General features: G+C 74.6%; 13 protein-coding genes and 1 riboswitch. Of the genes, 10 read left to right on the forward strand and 3 right to left on the reverse strand.

The genetic code is table 11. From position 1 onward, the window contains the following. Window positions 1-114: 114 nt before the first annotated feature. Both AC5677_RS09560 and AC5677_RS09565 read left to right on the forward strand, forming a co-directional pair. Window positions 115-1,416, forward strand: coding sequence for an inorganic phosphate transporter (locus tag AC5677_RS09560; RefSeq protein ID WP_497194589.1), 1,302 nt, complete (start codon window positions 115-117; stop codon window positions 1,414-1,416). A gap of 46 nt (window positions 1,417-1,462) precedes the next feature. After that, window positions 1,463-1,699 carry a hypothetical protein gene (locus AC5677_RS09565; protein ID WP_497194590.1) on the forward strand — a complete coding sequence of 79 codons (237 nt, stop codon included), beginning with the start codon at window positions 1,463-1,465 and terminating at the stop codon, window positions 1,697-1,699. A 68-nt stretch (window positions 1,700-1,767) separates the two neighbouring features. On the opposite strand, the gene AC5677_RS09570 is transcribed toward AC5677_RS09565, so the two are convergent. Genes AC5677_RS09570 through AC5677_RS09580 form a run of 3 tightly spaced genes read right to left on the reverse strand, consistent with a single transcriptional unit; the run spans window position 1,768 to window position 6,258 of the window. Then, window positions 1,768-3,162 (reverse strand): extracellular solute-binding protein, encoded by a 1,395-nt coding sequence (locus tag AC5677_RS09570; RefSeq protein ID WP_497194591.1) that lies wholly within the window; start codon window positions 3,160-3,162, stop codon window positions 1,768-1,770. Further along, window positions 3,159-5,813: a caspase family protein gene (locus tag AC5677_RS09575; protein ID WP_497194592.1), complete on the reverse strand. Its 2,655-nt coding sequence runs from the start codon at window positions 5,811-5,813 to the stop codon at window positions 3,159-3,161. The genes AC5677_RS09570 and AC5677_RS09575 overlap by 4 nt, the downstream gene beginning before the upstream one ends. Before the next feature lie 4 nt (window positions 5,814-5,817). After that, complete coding sequence (locus tag AC5677_RS09580; RefSeq protein WP_497194593.1) at window positions 5,818-6,258, reverse strand: hypothetical protein; 441 nt, start codon at window positions 6,256-6,258, stop codon at window positions 5,818-5,820. 206 nt (window positions 6,259-6,464) lie between these two features. After that, window positions 6,465-6,617: riboswitch (cobalamin riboswitch) on the forward strand. Window positions 6,618-6,747: 130 nt separating this feature from the next. Between AC5677_RS09580 and AC5677_RS09585 the strand changes: the two genes are divergently transcribed. The 8 genes from AC5677_RS09585 (at window position 6,748) to cobC (ending at window position 16,420) form a co-directional block, all read left to right on the forward strand. Further along, a complete protein-coding gene (locus AC5677_RS09585; RefSeq protein WP_497194594.1) occupies window positions 6,748-7,704 on the forward strand; it encodes a cobalamin biosynthesis protein in 957 nt (318 codons plus the stop codon). Further along, on the forward strand, window positions 7,701-9,242 hold the full coding sequence (locus AC5677_RS09590; RefSeq protein WP_497194595.1) for a cobyric acid synthase: 1,542 nt from the start codon (window positions 7,701-7,703) through the stop codon (window positions 9,240-9,242). Before AC5677_RS09585 ends, AC5677_RS09590 begins: the two co-directional genes overlap by 4 nt. Before the next feature lie 148 nt (window positions 9,243-9,390). Continuing rightward, window positions 9,391-11,550 (forward strand): putative cobaltochelatase, encoded by a 2,160-nt coding sequence (locus AC5677_RS09595; protein ID WP_497194596.1) that lies wholly within the window; start codon window positions 9,391-9,393, stop codon window positions 11,548-11,550. Then, the gene (cobO, locus tag AC5677_RS09600) at window positions 11,550-12,146 is read left to right on the forward strand and encodes a cob(I)yrinic acid a,c-diamide adenosyltransferase (RefSeq protein ID WP_497194597.1); all 597 of its coding nucleotides are present in this window, start codon (window positions 11,550-11,552) and stop codon (window positions 12,144-12,146) included. Before AC5677_RS09595 ends, cobO begins: the two co-directional genes overlap by 1 nt. A gap of 58 nt (window positions 12,147-12,204) precedes the next feature. Beyond that, complete coding sequence (locus AC5677_RS09605; RefSeq protein WP_497194598.1) at window positions 12,205-13,596, forward strand: cobyrinic acid a,c-diamide synthase CobB; 1,392 nt, start codon at window positions 12,205-12,207, stop codon at window positions 13,594-13,596. Between the two features lie 79 nt (window positions 13,597-13,675). Continuing rightward, window positions 13,676-14,281 (forward strand): cobalamin biosynthesis protein, encoded by a 606-nt coding sequence (locus AC5677_RS09610; RefSeq protein ID WP_497194599.1) that lies wholly within the window; start codon window positions 13,676-13,678, stop codon window positions 14,279-14,281. After that, a complete protein-coding gene (locus tag AC5677_RS09615; RefSeq protein ID WP_497194600.1) occupies window positions 14,281-15,258 on the forward strand; it encodes a sirohydrochlorin chelatase in 978 nt (325 codons plus the stop codon). Before AC5677_RS09610 ends, AC5677_RS09615 begins: the two co-directional genes overlap by 1 nt. Continuing rightward, window positions 15,242-16,420 carry an Rv2231c family histidinol phosphate aminotransferase CobC gene (gene cobC / locus AC5677_RS09620; protein ID WP_497194601.1) on the forward strand — a complete coding sequence of 393 codons (1,179 nt, stop codon included), beginning with the start codon at window positions 15,242-15,244 and terminating at the stop codon, window positions 16,418-16,420. Before AC5677_RS09615 ends, cobC begins: the two co-directional genes overlap by 17 nt. Window positions 16,421-16,433 lie beyond the last annotated feature (13 nt).

A 16,433-nucleotide genomic window follows, 5' to 3' on the forward strand; every position in this document is an offset into this window, starting at 1 on the left:
TCCGCGTGAACCGTGCGGGGGTGTCACTACCGAGCCCCTCGTAGTTCACCTCCCGTTCACCAACCCTCCGTACGGTCCCAGCGACACTGACCTTCGAACTGATTGCCTGGGTGAATGGAACACATCACGCTTCTCATCGGGATCGTGATCGTCACGGCCTTGGTGTTCGACTTTACGAACGGCTTCCACGACACGGCCAATGCAATGGCCACCACCATCTCCACCGGGGCATTGCGACCCAAGACCGCGGTGGCGATGTCGGCAGTTCTCAACCTCGTCGGTGCATTCCTGTCCGTGGAGGTGGCAAAGACCATCTCCGGGGGGATCATCGACGAGAGCGCCGGTATCAGACCTGAAGTGATCTTCGCCGGTCTGGTCGGCGCGATCGTCTGGAACCTGCTGACCTGGCTCGCGGGCCTCCCCTCCAGTTCTTCCCACGCCCTCTTCGGCGGTCTGATCGGCGCCACGCTGGTGTCGGTGGGCACCGGCGGCGTGCACGGCAGTGCCGTGGTGATGAAGGTCCTCATCCCGGCGGTGGCCGCGCCGATCGTCGCGGGTCTCGCCGCGATGGCCGCGACCCGGCTCACCTACCGGCTGACCCGCCACCGCGACGAGGCGGACACCGCCAAGGGCTACCGCGCGGGCCAGATCGCCTCCGCCGCCCTGGTTTCCCTCGCGCACGGCACCAACGACGCGCAGAAGACAATGGGCGTGATAACGCTCGCGCTGATCACCGGCGGAGTGATCGCCCCGCACGCCGACCCGCCGCTGTGGGTCATCGCCTCCGCCGGCATGGCCATCGCGCTCGGCACGTACCTGGGCGGCTGGCGGATCATCCGCACGATGGGCAAGGGCATCACCGACATCCAGCCGCCGCAGGGCTTCGCCGCCCAGACCGGCGCGGCGGCCACCATCCTGGCCTCCTCGCACCTGGGCTTCGCGCTCTCCACCACCCAGGTCTGCTCCGGTTCCGTGATGGGTTCGGGCCTGGGCCGCAAGGGCGGCGTGGTGCGCTGGTCGACGGCCGGGCGCATGGTCCTGGCCTGGGGCCTGACGCTGCCGGCGGCCGGTCTGGTCGCGGCGGGCGCCGCGCTCCTGGCCAAGCAGGGCAGCTGGGGCGTGGCGGCGGTCGCCGTCCTCGGTCTCGGTGTCTGCGGCGCGATCTGGGCCGCCTCCCGGCGCAAGCCCATCGACCACACCAATGTCAACGACGGCCCGGCCGCGGAGCCGGCGGGCGTGGTGACCGCCGCGCTGCAGACCGTCTCCCCTCCCCCGGCGGGTTCCCTGACCGCGCCGGCCACCGAGCCGGACGCCTCCGACGCACCGGCCGCGCCGTCCGCGCCATCCACGGATGCCGCCGCGGACACCTCTCCGACCCCGCCCGCCGCACGCAAGAAGACCGCGGCCGCCCGCTAACCCCGATCTCCCGCACGGGACACGGAACACAAGGACAGGGAACGCAATGAGCATCGACTGGGCAGCTCTCGGCCAGGTCTTCGGCGTCACGCTCGCGGTGACGGTCGGGATCGTGGGCCTGTTCACCGTCGGCATCGTCGGGACGTCCCGCACGCCGGTCCGGCCGGGCGACACCGCCACGGCCACCGGGCCCGGCGTCGGCGCACGGGCCGGAGCGGTGGCCGCCTTCGCGCTGTGCGCGGCGGCCGTGGCGTACGGCATCTATCTGATCGTCGCCGCCTGAGAGTGCGCGGCAGGGGCCCCGCGGTGACGCCGCGGGGCCCCTGCTCTGCGACAACCGGCACGAGGCGCTCAGTGGCCGCGGGGATCCCCCCGGCCGCTGAGCGCCTCGTCCGCTTCCTTGGCCAGTTTGTCGGCGATGGCCGTACCGCCCTGGCTGCCGAGGTACTCCGAGACGCGGATCTGCACGACCTTGCTGAAGGTCTGGTAGTGGGCGCTGCGCGGCCGGGGCTCGGCCGCCCGCAGGGCCGCGTACAGCGTCCGGGTGTACGGCGGCTCCTGGCCCGGCGCCTGCGCCGGGGCGCCGCCAGCGCCCCGCTCGCCGCGCTCGGCGTCCCCGGGCGGCAGCGGGCAGACGGGCGCGCCGGCCCCGTGCCGGTAGGCCGAGTCGCGCGTCGCGGCGAATCCGCGCTCCAGGAGGCAGCGCTCGCTGCTGCGGCTGGTCAGCGCCTCGATCAGCGCGCGGGCGCCCTCGGGGCGGGTGCTGCCCGCGGAGATCGCGAGGTTCTGGCCGCCCAGCACGGATATCCGTTTGCCGTCGGAGGGGCGGGCCGGCAGCTCGGCGACGTCGAACTGTTCGCCCGGGGTGAGCTTCTCGGCGACCGAGGCGTATTCGACCGGCCAGTTGCGCATGAACAGCGCGCGCCCGTCGGCGAACCAGCGGCGGCTCTCCGTCTCGTCCATCGTCGTGACCTCGTGCGGCATGATCGCGTCGAGCCGGAGCTTGAGGTCGCCCACGCCCTGCTGGAGCGAGCCGACCTGCGCGCCCTTGGTGAAGCTGCCGGCCTCCGGGTCGCCGCCCGCGTCCCAGGCGGCCTCCAGGGTGTTGACGGTCAGCCCTTCGTACGGCCGCAGCTGGGCGACCATGCCGTACATCCTGGGCGTCTTCTTCCCGCCCTTGGCCTCCTCGGCGGCCTTGCGGTTGTACGCGCTCGCGACCTGGTCGGCCCAGCCCTTCAGCTGCCCCCAGTTGGCAGGGGGGCCGTCGTGCCCGAATTCGCGCAGGATGTCCTTGCGGTAATAGAGCAGCCCGGCGTCGGTGTTGAAGGGCACGCCCCACACCTTGTGGTCGTACTCCGTGGTCTTGACGACGGAGCGGAGGAAGTCGCCGTCCAGGCTCGTGCCCCAGGGGCGGATGACGCCCGCCTCGGCGAACTCCGCGGTCCAGGTGACATCGAGGTTGAGGACGTCGTAGCCGCCGTTGCCGGACTGGCCGGCCGCCAGCAGCTGGCTGCGCTGGCCGTCGGCGGTGTCGGGGAGTTTGACGATCCGCACCGTGCGGCCGGTGCGCCGCTCGAAGGCGCGGATGAGGTCCTGGCGGACGCCGGAGCTGGAGAGGTCGCTGCCGGTGGCGAGCACGATCGCGCCCTTCTCCGGGCCGGGCCCGGTCCCCGACGTGCAGCCACCGGCCGCCACCAGGGTCAGAGCGGCCAGTGCGGTGGTCAGAACGCTGCGCGAAGTGGTCACCTGTACCCCTTCACCGCGGTGCCGATCGAGGCGACGAAACCGGCGAGCTGATCGGGCGCCCCGGGGCCGCCGGGCACGCACTGCCCCTTGGAGGCGCCGGCCAGCCACTGGAGGGCGAAGGAGTCGCAGCCCGACCGGCCCATCGCCAGCGTCAGCACCGGCACGTCGGGACCGCTCTTGAGCAGCTCGGTGAGCGTTTTCTCCACGCCCGCGGCGCGCCGCGGTCCGGCGCCGTCGTCCTGGTCGAGGATGAGCACGATGGCGTTGTTGGTGCCCTTGGCCTTCTTCATCGCCCGGACCGCGGCGGTCAGCGCCTCCTCCATCGCGGCGCCGTGGTCGACGAGTTCGCCGCCCGCGATCCGTTCCAACGCGGCCTTTCCCCGGGCCGGGTCGGCGCTGCCGAGCGGGACCACCTCGCGTACCGCGTCGGGGTCGCCGGGATGCGCGCGGTCCGGGAAGGTCCACAGGCCGTACGTGTGGTGGGCGCCCACCATCTCCAGGGCCCGGCTCGCCGCGCTGCCGGCGAGGGAGAGCTTGCCGCCGTCCGCCATGGAGGTGGAGGTGTCCATGAGGATCAGCAACTGGCTCGACCGCTGGGCCTTGTTGTAGCCGTCGAGCACCTCGGCCACCTGCTCCGGGTCCGCCGTGAAGGGGACGACCGGGGCGTGCGGATCGGTCTGGGCGCGGCTGTCGAGCAGCGGCGAGCCCTTCGCCGGCTGCGGCATCGTGCCGTCCTTTCCGGGCACCCCGCGGTAGCCCTGTGCGGTGAGGGTGCGCTGGCCGCCGTCGGGGTCGCGCAGCCACCGGGCGAAGCTGTCGACGGCGGCCCGCCGGGCGGTGGCGTCGGCGGCGCCGCGCCAGTCCACCCGGATGAGGGGGTGGTCGAGGGCCGGGACGTTCTTGGGGTAGTAGGCGGCGTAGCGCTCGCCGAGCGGGAGCGGGGACTCCGGCATCGGGCAACTCCCCGTGGCGCGGCCCAAATTGAAGTCGGCGAGGGACTTCTCGGAGACCAGCGGCGCGGAGGTGGCGGCGGAGCCGGCCTCGGCGCCGCCCGGGCCGTCGGCGCCGGGGCGCAGCGAGCACAGCAGCTCGGTGCTGCCCGCGTACTGGCTGCCCGGGGCGGACAGCCGGCTCTCGGCCTTGTCGGCGAGCGTCGGGTCGGGGCCGGACGGGTCCGAGGAGCCGATGGTGGAACCGTCGTTGGCGAGGTAGAGGCCGATGGTGTGCAGCAGTCCGGTACCGGACAGGACGGGGCTGGGCCGCAGCAGCCGGAGATCGCGGTGCCGGCCGTCGGTGCCGGTGAGCAGGTCCCGCCAGGAGGCGCCGGCCTGTTCGACGTCCTCCAGCCGCTTCTTCGTCGGGATGCCGACGACCAGCGGGGTGTAGGCGACCGGGCCGGTGTTGTGCAGGGCCGCCGGGGATCCGGTCGCGGGCATCCCGCGGCGGGCCTCGTCGTAGTCGGCGGTGGACTCGGGGATCCACAGGTCGGGCTGCGGGCCGGGCCGGTAGAGGGGGTCGATGCCCTTGGCGTCCGGTCGGCCCTTGCCGGTGCCCTGGGCCTCGCCCTGCCAGCGGTCGGCGGCGGCGAAGCCCTGGTCGACCTGGTCCTTGGCGGCGGAGTAGACGGTGATCTGGGCGCGTCGGCAGCCGTCGGGGTAGCTGCCCTCGCCGTCCAGGGGGCGGGTGTTGGCGTCGGACATCTCGTAGTCGAAGGCCGCCCGGCGCAGCGTGGGTTCGGCCTCCGGGGCGGTGAGCAGCCGCAGTTCGAGGGCGGGCGGGCAGGGCGGGGGATCGCCGGGGACGTTCAGCAGGACGACGCCCGCGGTGGCCGGTACGAAGATGATCGCGAGGACGAGGAGGAGCCGGGCCCAGTGCCGGATGTAGGTGTGGAGCCAGCGGCGTAATCGGATGCGCAGCGGGGTGGGGGGCCGGACCTCGGAGGTGGCGAAGGAGAGGATGACGTCGTCGGTGGTGTTCTGCTTGGCCGAGCGGGGCTTCCAGACGTCGCCCATCGGGGTGCGCTCGCCCACCACCTCGCTGCGCAGCGCCAGGACGAGATCGTCGAAGGTGACGAAGCGTTTGCCCGGTATGCCGCGTTCCAGGACCCGCACCACGGCGCGGGTGAAGAGGCTGCCGCCGACCGGTTCGTCGCCGCTGAAGATACGGCGGTTGGGCTGCGCGGCCATCAGCAGCGACATGGGCTTGCGGCAGAGGTGGAAGGCCTCGCCGGCGTTCCCGGCGTAGCAGCACTCCAGGATGATCACGATCCGGTCGGCCCGCGCGTTGTCCAGGTAGCGCAGCACCACGTCCTTCCAGGAGACGGTCTTGTGGCGCCGTTGCGACGTACCGACCATCAGCTGCAGATCGCCGCCGTCCGGGCCGACCCGCCCGTGGCCGGAGAAGTACACCAGCAGCAGTCCGCGCGCCTCGCTCGTGACGGCGTCCAGCTCCTGCTGGACCTCCCATGGCTCCTGAGCCCGGCAGATGCGGACCTCGTCCTCGGTGAACAGGTCGGTGCCGGCGTCGGTCAGGACACTCTTGAGCTTCTCGGCGTTGTCCTTCACCGCGCGCAGCGGGCGCAGGTGCTTGTAGTCGCTGACACAGATCAGCAGCGCCCGGTTGACCTTGCCCCGTGCGTCGTATTCGGGCATCCGCTCAGTCCCCGGCGGTGCTGCCGCCCTCGGCGCCGCCCAGTTCGCGCAGTCCGCCGCCCCCGTCGCCGACCGCGACGGAGGGCTCCTCGCCGTCGGCGCGCTCCTCCCTGCGCCGGCGCAGCCACTCCTGCAGGGCGATGGTCAGGCTCTTGGTGATCTCCCCGGCGACCGCGCCGACGACGACGAGGATGAGGTCGTCGACGCCGACGGCCATGTCGTCCGGGCCCGCATCGCCGCTGCCGCCGCTCTCGCCCGACGGCCTCGGCCGCTGCGTCCAGTCGTGCCGCCGGCGGCTCAGCCACGGCTCGCGTTCCAGCCATGTCCGCAGGTCCGCGGCGTCCTGCTCCGCGTCGTTGGTGCCCGCGATCCTGATGCGGATCTCCTGACGGATCTCCTGACGGATCTCCTGGCCGCTCTCCCGATGGTCCGCACTGTCCGGCATCCCCCGCCCCCTTCCGGCGGGCCTCATCGCCCGCCGTGCACCAGATAGTGGCGCGGGACCGGGCCCAGGGGCAACCGTCCGTGACGTACCGGCCACCCTGTGGCCCGCACCACACCCCCTGCCACAGGGCTGCTTCGCAGGTCAAGGGTGAGTTGACGGGCATTCGCGGGGCGTGGTGGACTGCCCGAGCCATTCGGCGACAGATGAGGAAGTCCGGTGAGAATCCGGCGCGGTCCCGCCACTGTCACCGGGGAGCGCTCCTCCAGCGACGGCCACGGTCCGCCGCACGGATGCCCGCAGGGGCCGCCGTGTACGGGCTGGAAGGCCGGGGGAAGCGCCGATCCGGGAGCCAGGAGACTCTCGTCGCCGTCACGTCGAGCCAGGGCGCGGACCCTGAGTGAGGACATATCGCCATGCCCGGCCGCCGTTCGAGATGCCCGCGCCCCACCGTCGCCGTGTCCCTTCGAGGCCTGACGGCGGTCTGATCCGATGCGCGGCGAACACGCGGGATATGCGTGCGGCGCGGCCCTCGGCTTTCTCGGTGACCTGATCGCGGCCGATCCCCGGCGCGGCCATCCGGTGGCCGCCTTCGGCCGCGCGGCGGGCGCACTCGAACGCCGGCTGTGGCGCGACCATCGCGGATACGGGGCGGTGCACGCGGTGGTGTGCGCGGGCGGCGCGACGGCCGCGGCCGCGCTTGCGCAGCGCGCCGCACACCGCCGCACCGCCCGGGTCACCCTGACCGCGGCCGCCGTCTGGGCCGTACTGGGCGGCACCTCGCTCGGCCGGGAGGCGCGGGCCGTCGGCGGCGCGCTGGAGGCGGGCGATCTGGACGTGGCGCGCGAGCGGCTGCCGCATCTGTGCGGCCGCGACCCCCAGGCGCTGGACGGGCCGGGGATGGCCCGCGCGGTGGTGGAGTCGGTCGCCGAGAACACCTCGGACGCGGTGGTGGGCGCCCTGGTGTGGGGCGCGCTGGGCGGAGTGCCCGGTCTGGTGGCGTTCCGTGCCGTCAACACCCTGGATGCGATGGTGGGTCATAAGTCGTCCCGCTACCGCCGGTTCGGCTGGGCGTCGGCCCGGCTCGACGATGTCGCGGGGTGGCCGGGCTCCCGGCTGACCGCCGCGCTGACCGTCCTCGCGGGCCCCGACCGGCGCGGCGCGCTGCGGGCCTGGCGGGCCGACGGCGGCGCGCATCCGAGCCCCAACGCGGGCCCGGTGGAGGCCTCGTTCGCGGGCGCGCTCGGCGTACGGCTGGGGGGCACCCTGGCGTACGGCGGACGGGTCGAGCACCGCCCGGTGCTCAACGGCGCCGCGCCGCCGCCCGGTACGGACGACATCGAGCGGGCGGTGCGGCTCTCGCGCCGGGTGAGCGTGCTGGCTCTGGTGACAACGGTGGCGGGCCGGCTGGTGGCCGGGGCGCTGCACCACAGGAGGAGGACCCGGTGAGCGGGCGGTTCCATGGGTCCGGCGGGGGCGTCGGCGGCGGCCTGCTGGTGGCCGGTACGACGTCGGACGCGGGCAAGAGCGTGGTGACGGCGGGCATCTGCCGCTGGCTGGTCCGGCAGGGCGTCAAGGTGGCCCCCTTCAAGGCGCAGAACATGTCCCTGAACTCCTTCGTCACGCGCGAGGGAGCGGAGATCGGGCGGGCGCAGGCGATGCAGGCGGCCGCGGCGCGGGTGGAGCCGACCGCGCTGATGAACCCCGTACTGCTCAAGCCGGGCGGCGACCGCAGCAGCCAGGTGGTGCTGATGGGCAAGCCGGTGGGTGAGCTGTCGGCGCGCGGCTACCACGCGGGCCGGCAGGAGCAGTTGCTGGGCACGGTGACCGACTGCCTCGCCGAGCTGCGCCGTACCCATGACGCGGTGATCTGCGAGGGTGCCGGCAGCCCCGCGGAGATCAATCTGCGGCGCACCGACATCGTGAACATGGGCATCGCGCGGGCGGCCCGGATCCCGGTGGTGATCGTCGGCGACATCGACCGCGGTGGCGTCTTCGCCTCCTTCTTCGGGACCACGGCGCTGCTGTCCAAGGAGGATCAGGAGCTGGTGGCGGGGTATCTCGTCAACAAGTTCCGGGGCGATGTGACGCTGCTGGAGCCCGGGTTGGAGATGATGAAGCAGCTGAGCGGGCGGCCGACGCTGGGTGTGCTGCCGTACGCGCACGGGCTCGGCATCGACGAGGAGGACGGGCTGCGGGTGTCCCTGCGCGGGGCGGTCCGCGAGTCGGTGGTCGCTCCGCCGGTCGGCGCGGATGTGCTGCGGGTCGCGGTGTGTGCCGTGCCCCTGATGTCCAACTTCACGGACGTGGACGCGCTGGCCGCCGAGCCGGGCGTGGTGGTGCGCTTCGTGGACCGCGCCGAGGAACTGGCCGACGCGGACCTGGTGGTGCTGCCCGGGACACGCGGCACGGTCCGCGCGCTCGCCTGGCTGCGCGAGCGCGGGCTGGCCACCGCGATCGCCCGGCGGGCCGCCGAGGGGCGCCCGGTGCTGGGCATCTGCGGCGGCTTCCAGATGCTGGGCGAGCGCATCGAGGACGACGTCGAGTCGAAGGCGGGCACGGTCGAGGGGCTGGGGCTGCTCCCCGTACGGGTGCGGTTCGCCACCGGGAAGACCCTCGCGCGGCCGGTCGGGGAGGCGCTGGGCGAGCCGGTGGAGGGGTACGAGATCCACCATGGCGTGGCCGAGGTGACCGGTGGCGAGGAAGCGTTCCTGGACGGCTGCCGGGTCGGCTCCGTGTGGGGCACCCACTGGCACGGCTCGCTGGAGAGCGACGGCTTCCGGCGGGCGTTCCTGCGCCGGGTGGCGGCCGACGCGGGCCGGGCGTTCGTACCGGCTCCGGACACCAGCTTCGGCGCGCTGCGCGAGGAGCAGCTGGACCGGCTCGGCGATCTGATCGAGGAGCATGCGGACACCGGGGCACTGCTGCGGCTGATCGAGGACGGGGTCCCGGCGGGGCTGCCGTTCGTGCCTCCGGGGGCGCCGTGAACGGCTCCGGAGGCGGCGTCCCCGCCTGTGCGCGGATCACAGGAGGAACTCCACACGGTGCCCGTGAAGTCGATGGCACAAGTGTGCTGCACCAATCCATCGGATCGACCGGCAATGAACGAAAGCCACTCGAAGGAGTGACCACCACATGAGCACCCGGTACCCGTTCACCGCCGTCGTCGGCATGGCCGACCTGCGGCTGGCGTTGCTGCTCAACGCCGTGAGCCCCGCGGTCGGCGGTGTCCTCGTCCGCGGCGAGAAAGGCACCGCGAAGAGCACCGCCGTGCGGGCACTGGCGGATCTGCTGCCCGAGGTGCCGGTCGTGACGGGCTGCCGCTTCAGCTGCGACCCCGCGGCGCCGGACGAGCGCTGCCCGGACGGACCGCACGCGACCGGTCCGGCCGCGTCCCGTCCGGCCCGTATGGTCGAACTCCCGGTCGGCGCCTCCGAGGACCGGCTCGTCGGCGCGCTCGACATCGAGCGGGCGCTCGCCGAGGGCGTGAAGGCGTTCGAGCCGGGGCTGCTGGCGGACGCGCACCGCGGAATCCTGTACGTGGACGAAGTCAATCTGCTGCACGACCACTTGATCGACCTCTTGCTGGACGCCGCCGCCATGGGCGCCTCCTACGTGGAGCGCGAGGGCGTCTCGGTCCGCCACGCCGCCCGTTTCCTCCTCGTCGGCACCATGAATCCCGAAGAGGGCGAGCTGCGGCCGCAGTTGCTGGACCGCTTCGGGCTGACCGTCGAGGTCGCCGCCTCCCGCGAGCCGGAGCAGCGGGTGGAGGTCGTCCGGCGCCGGCTGGCGTACGACGACGACCCGGCGGGTTTCGCGGCGCGCTGGGCGGACGAGGAGGCGGCGCTGCGGGAGCGGATCGCCGCCGCGCGGGCGCTGCTGCCGAGCGTGGTGCTGGCGGATTCCGCGCTCCGCCAGATCGCCGCGACCTGCGCCGCGTTCGAGGTGGACGGCATGCGGGCGGACATCGTGATGGCCCGGACGGCGTCGGCACTGGCCGCGTGGGCGGGGCGGACCGAGGTCCGGTCGGAAGACGTGCGGCAGGCGGCGCTGCTGGCGCTGCCGCACCGCAGGCGCCGCAACCCGTTCGACGCGCCCGGTCTGGACGAGGACAAGCTGGACGAGGTGCTGGACGAGTTCGGCGGGACGGACGGCGACGACGACCCCGAGCCCGACCCCGAGCCGGAGGGGCCGCAGGGGCCGGACGACGGCCCCGACGGGCCCGAGGGCGGACCGGACGGACCCGGCCCCGGTGGTGTGCCGCCGCAGGACCGCGGCCGGCAGGCACCGGAGCAGGAGCCGCCCGCCGGGCCCGAGCCGGGCGGTGACGACGCCCCGGCGCCCGCCCCCGAGGAGCGCCCCGCCGAGCAGCCCGCCGCCGCGCCCGGTGCCCAGCAGGCCGCGGTCGGCGCCGCCGAGCCCTTCCGCACCCGTCGGCTGGACGTGCCGGGCCTGGGCGAGGGCGCGGACGGCCGGCGCTCCCGGGCCCGTACCGCCCATGGCCGTACCACCGGGGCGCGGCGCCCCCGGGGCGCCCTCGGCAAGCTGCATCTGTCGGCGACCGTGCAGGCCGCGGCGCCGCATCAGCGGGCGCGCGGGCGGCGCGGGCCGGGTCTGGTCGTGCGCCGGGACGATCTGCGCGAGGCGATGCGCGAGGGGCGGGAGGGCAATCTGGTCCTGTTCGTCGTGGACGCGTCCGGTTCGATGGCGGCGCGCAAGCGGATGAGCGCGGTCAAGGGGGCGGTGCTGTCGCTGCTGCTCGACGCGTATCAGCGGCGCGACAAGATCGGCATGATCACTTTCCGGGGGAAGGGCGCGGAGCTGGCGCTGCCCCCGACGTCATCGGTGGAGGCGGGCGCGGCGCGGCTGGAGGAGCTGCCGACGGGCGGCCGTACGCCGCTGTCGGAGGGGCTGCTGCTCGCCCATGAGGTGCTGCGGATCGAGCGGATGCGGGATGCCGCCCGGCGTCCGCTGGTGGTGCTCGTGACGGACGGCCGGGCGACCGGTGCCTCGGAAGGGGCGGCGCGGGGCGGCCGGGCGGCCGGCGGGCCGCTGGGGCGCGCCCATCGCGCGGCCGGGCTGCTGGCCGCCGACGGCACCGCGTCGGTGGTCGTGGACTGCGAGGCGGGCCCGGTCCGACTGGGGCTGGCCGGCGAGCTGGCCCGGTCGTTGCAGGGCACCGTCGTCACCCTCGATGAACTGCGCGCGGACAACGTCTCCGCGCTCGTACGGACCGCGCAGGGCAGGCCCGTGCGGTCCGGCAATCCCGTCGACGCCAACAGGAAGGCCGCGTAATGCCGCAGGGACAGCCGTCCGTCGTACCGAACGACGGGCTCACCACCCGCCAGCGCCGCAACCGCCCGCTGGTCTTCGTCCACACCGGTCAGGGCAAGGGCAAGTCCACCGCCGCCTTCGGGCTGGCGCTGCGGGCATGGAACCAGGGCTGGCCGGTCGGTGTTTTCCAGTTCGTGAAGTCGGCGAAGTGGAAGGTCGGGGAGGAACGGGCGCTGAAGGTGCTCGGCGAATCCGGCGAGGGCGGCAGCGTCGCCTGGCACAAGATGGGCGAGGGCTGGTCCTGGGTGCAGCGCGACATCGCCTCCAGTGAGGACGCGGCGCGCGAGGGCTGGGAGCAGGTCAAGCGGGATCTGGCGGCCGAGACGTACAAGCTGCTGGTGCTGGACGAGTTCGCCTACCCGCTGAAGTGGGGGTGGATCGACACCGAGGAGGTGGTGTCGGTGCTGCGCGACCGTCCGGGCACGCAGCATGTCGTCATCACCGGGCGCAACGCCCCGCAGCCGCTGCTGGACTTCGCGGATCTGGTGACGGACATGACGAAGGTCAAGCACCCGATGGACGCGGGCCAAAAGGGCCAGCGGGGCATCGAGTGGTGACGGTCGAGTGAGAACGGTCGAGTGAGGAAGAGGGAGTGGTGGCAAGGGTGAGCGCGCGATGAATGCGGGTGCCGTCCCCCGGCTGGTGATCGCCGCGCCGTCCTCGGGCGCGGGGAAGACGACGGTGGCCACGGGCCTGATGGCGGCGTTCGCCGAGGCGGGCCTCGCGGTCTCGCCGCACAAGGTGGGCCCCGACTACATCGACCCGGGCTACCACTCCCTGGCGACCGGCCGTCCCGGCCGCAATCTGGACGCCTATCTGTGCGGCGTGGACCGGATCGCGCCGCTGTTCCTGCACGGCGCGGCGGGTGCGGACCTGGCCGTCGTCGAGGGCGTGATGGGGCTGTTCGACGGTGCGTCCGGGATGGGCGAGCTGTCCTCGACGGCGCAGGTGGCGAAGGTGCTGCGGGCGCCGGTGGTGCTGGTGGTGGACGCCTCGTCGCAGTCGCGGTCGGTGGCCGCCCTGGTGCACGGCTTCGCCTCGTGGGATCCGGAGGTACGGCTCGCCGGGGTGATCCTCAACAAGGTCGGCTCGGACCGCCATGAGGAGCTGCTGCGCGAGGCGATGGGCTCCTCCGGGGTGCCGGTGCTGGGCGCGCTGCGGCGTACCCCCACGGCCCGTACGCCCTCCCGGCATCTGGGCCTGGTGCCGGTCGCCGAACGCCGCGCCGAGGCGGTGGAGTCGGTGGGGGAGCTGGCCGCGCGGGTGCGCGAGGGCTGCGATCTGGAGGCGCTGCTGGCGCTGGCGCGCGCGGTGCCGCCGCTGCCGGACGACCCCTGGGACCCGGCCGCGGAGGTGCGGGCCGCGGCGGGCGGGGGGCCGCGGCCGCTGATAGCCGTGGCGGGCGGCGCCGCCTTCACGTTCTCCTACGCCGAGCATGCCGAGCTGCTGGCCGCCGCGGGCGCCGAAGTGGCCCCCTTCGATCCGTTGCGGGACGAGCAACTGCCGCCCGGTACGCAGGGGTTGGTGATAGGCGGCGGATTTCCCGAGATGTACGCACCGGATCTGTCGGCGAACGCCCCGCTGCGCGCGGCGGTGGCCGCGCTGGCCGCCTCCGGGGCGCCGGTGTCCGCCGAGTGCGCCGGGCTGCTGTATCTGTCCCGGTCCCTCGACGGCAAGCCGATGTGCGGGGTGCTGCCCGCCGACGCCCGGATGACGGAACGCCTCACGCTCGGCTACCGGGAGGCGGTGGCGCTGGAGGACAACGCCCTGGCCGTGGCCGGGACGCGGGTGCGCGGCCATGAGTTCCACCGCACGGTCCTGGAGCCGGGCGCGGGCGCCCGTCCGGCGTGGGGTATGACGCATCCCCAGCGGCGGGTGGAGGGCTTTGTGAGCGGCGGGGTGCACGCCTCGTATCTGCATGTCCACTGGGCGGCGGAACCGTCGCTGGCCGCCCGGCTGACCGAGAGCGCGGCGCGGCACACGGCGGCGCCAGGCGCGGTGCGATGACGGGCACCGGCCCGATCGCGGCTGCCGTTGCGGCGGGGCGGCCCGGCCGGGTGGCCTCCGGGCGGGGAGCCGTCGCGCCATGAGCGGCCGGGCGGCCGGCGGCGCCGGCGCGTTGCGTGCGCCGCTGGTCGTCGGCGTGGGGGCGGGCCGCGGCGTCCCGGTGTCCGAGGTGGTCGGCCTGGTCACGGCCGCGCTCGCGGCGGCGGGCTGTACGGACCGGCCGGTCGCGGCGCTGGCGACGGTGTCGGCCAGGGCCGGGGAGCCGGGGCTGATCGGGGCGGCGCGGCGGCTCGGGGTGCCGCTGTGGTCGTTCCCGGCGGCGGCGCTGGCCGCCGTACGGGTGCCGGATCCGTCCCCTTTCGCGGCGGCCGCCGTCGGGACGCCGAGCGTCGCCGAGGCCGCGGCGCTGCTGGCCGCCGGGCCGGGTGCCGAACTGATCGCCGGGAAGCGGAAGTCGGCGCCGCGGGGGCGGCCGGCGCGGGCGACCTGTGCGCTCGCGGCGCCGGCAGTAACACCGCGCGGTGCAGTTACCGCTGGTAGGGAGGGAGCGCCCGCCGCTCGCCCGTCCGGTGCCGATATCGTCATGACCTCCCCCAACCCGCCCCGCCGGGGCCCGGATCGGCGGACGACGGGCATCGACGACAAGGCGCCCGACAGCGATACCACCGGTACCAAGGAGACCTAGTGACCACCCCTCCCGCACTGCTCATCGCCGGTCACGGCACCCGTGACGAAGGCGGGGCCGAGGCCCTGCGCGCGCTGGTGCGTGTGCTCGGCGCCCGGTATCCGGAAGTGCCCGTCGCCGGCGGGTTCTTCGGCACCGCCGACTCGCCGCTGCCGCTGGGCGGCGCCGTCGACGAGCTCGCCGGGCGGGGCGTGACCCGTTTCGCCGTCATACCGCTGCTGCCGGCCCCGGCCGGGCCGGCGGCGCAGACGCTGCCCGCCGTGCTGGAGGAGGCGGCCGGGCGCCACCCGGGGCTCGCGTACGTCTGCGGCACGGAGCTGGGTGCGCATCCCAAGCTGCTCGATGTGCTGGAGCGGCGTCTTGACGAGGCCCTGGGCGGCGGCGCCCGGCGGCCCGAGGACCGGGCCCGTACGACGGTGCTGCTGGTGGGGCGCGGGTCGGCCGACCCGTACGCCAACGCCGAGGTGGTGCGGGCCGCGCGGCTGCTGTGGGAGGGGCGCGGCTTCGCGGGGGTGGAGACCGCGTTCGTGTCGCAGGCGGCGCCCGACGTCCCGGCCGGCCTCGACCGGTGCAGGGCGCTGGCCTCGTTGGCCCCGGGCGTCGGCGGCAGGGGCCGGATCGTGGTCCTGCCGTACTTCTTCTTCCCCGGCGGCCTGCTGGAGCGGCTGCGGATGCAGACCGAGGGCTGGTCCGCGGTGCACCCCGACACGGAGGTGCTGGCTGCCGGGGTGATCGGCACGCCGGCCGAGGTGGCGGAGGTGGTCATGGAGCGTTACCGCGCGGCGGTGGCGGGCGATGCGCTGCCGGACGGTGTACCGAGCGGATACCGGGCGGTGGCGGAGGAGGCCCGGAGCGCCGACGGCGTACCGGAGCGGGCGGCCGCCGGGGAGCAGGACGAGCCGAGCGGCAACGACCGGAGCCGGGACGAGCGGAGCGGGCACGAAACGGACCGGGACGAGCATGCGGGCGCTCGCTGACGCCGGGGCCGCGGCGCCCCATGAGCACGATCTGCGGCATCACGGCGATGCCGAGGTGCGGAGCGCGGACGGCGGAGGGGCGGACCCGGCGGATCTGACGGAGCTGACGGATCTGGCGGTCAATGTCCGGGCGGGTACTCCCCCGGCGTGGCTGAAGGCCGAGATCGCCGCGTCCCTGGACGGCCTCGCCGCGTATCCGGACGGCCGGGCGGCGCGCCGGGCGGTCGCCGAGCGGCACGGCCTGCCGGTGGCGGAGGTGCTGCTGACGTCGGGCGCCGCGGAGGCGTTCGTGCTGCTCGCGCGCGCCGTGCGGACCGTCCGGCCGGTGGTGGTGCACCCGCAGTTCACCGAGCCCGAGGCGGCGCTGCGGGACGCCGGGCACGAGGTGGAGCGGGTGCTGCTGAGCGAGCGGGACGGCTTCCGGCTGGACCCGGACGCGGTCCCCGAGGACGCCGACCTCGTCATCATCGGCAACCCCACCAACCCCACCTCCGTCCTGCATCCCGCCGAGGACCTGGCGAAGCTGGCGCGGCCCGGCCGGACGCTGGTGGTCGACGAGGCGTTCATGGACGCGGTGCCCGGGGAGCGGGCGTCGCTGGCCGGGCGCAGGGATCTGCCGGGCCTGGTGGTGCTGCGCAGCCTCACCAAGACCTGGGGGCTCGCGGGGCTGCGGATCGGCTACGTACTGGCCGGACCCGGCACCATCGCCGCGCTGGAGCGGGCGCAGCCGCTGTGGCCGGTCTCCAGCCCGGCGCTGGCCGCGGCCGAGGCCTGCTGTACGCCGCGGGCGCTGGCGGAGGCGGCCGCGGCGGCGGAGGAGATCGCCCGGGACCGGGCCCATCTGCTGGCCCGGCTGGGCGAGTTCGCCGCGGTGCGGGCCGTCGGGCCGGCCGAGGGGTCCTTCGTACTGATCCGGCTGGCTCGGGCGGCGGCGGTACGGGCCGGGCTGCGGGCGCGTGGCTTCGCGGTGCGCCGGGGGGACACCTTCCCGGGGCTGGGCCCGGACTGGCTGCGGCTCGCGGTCCGGGACCGGGCCACCACGGACCGGTTCGTGGCGGCGCTGGCCGAGGTCCTGACCGAGGTGCGTACCGCGTCCGGACGGTCGGACCCCGCCGGGGGCCCGGCCGCACCACGCTTCGACCGGGCCCCCGGCGGGGGGTGAGGCGCACCGTGCG

This window comes from Streptomyces sp. JLSY215 (genome assembly GCF_059682825.1).

Coding starts and splice junctions, on each gene's coding strand:
- AC5677_RS09560 (WP_497194589.1), top strand. CDS start 115: ATGGAACACATCACGCTTCTCATCGGGATCGTGATCGTCACGGCCTTG.
- AC5677_RS09565 (WP_497194590.1), top strand. CDS start 1,463: ATGAGCATCGACTGGGCAGCTCTCGGCCAGGTCTTCGGCGTCACGCTC.
- AC5677_RS09575 (WP_497194592.1), bottom strand. CDS start 5,813: ATGCCCGAATACGACGCACGGGGCAAGGTCAACCGGGCGCTGCTGATC.
- AC5677_RS09580 (WP_497194593.1), bottom strand. CDS start 6,258: ATGCCGGACAGTGCGGACCATCGGGAGAGCGGCCAGGAGATCCGTCAG.
- AC5677_RS09585 (WP_497194594.1), top strand. CDS start 6,748: ATGCGCGGCGAACACGCGGGATATGCGTGCGGCGCGGCCCTCGGCTTT.
- AC5677_RS09595 (WP_497194596.1), top strand. CDS start 9,391: ATGAGCACCCGGTACCCGTTCACCGCCGTCGTCGGCATGGCCGACCTG.
- cobO (WP_497194597.1), top strand. CDS start 11,550: ATGCCGCAGGGACAGCCGTCCGTCGTACCGAACGACGGGCTCACCACC.
- AC5677_RS09605 (WP_497194598.1), top strand. CDS start 12,205: ATGAATGCGGGTGCCGTCCCCCGGCTGGTGATCGCCGCGCCGTCCTCG.
- AC5677_RS09610 (WP_497194599.1), top strand. CDS start 13,676: ATGAGCGGCCGGGCGGCCGGCGGCGCCGGCGCGTTGCGTGCGCCGCTG.
- cobC (WP_497194601.1), top strand. CDS start 15,242: ATGCGGGCGCTCGCTGACGCCGGGGCCGCGGCGCCCCATGAGCACGAT.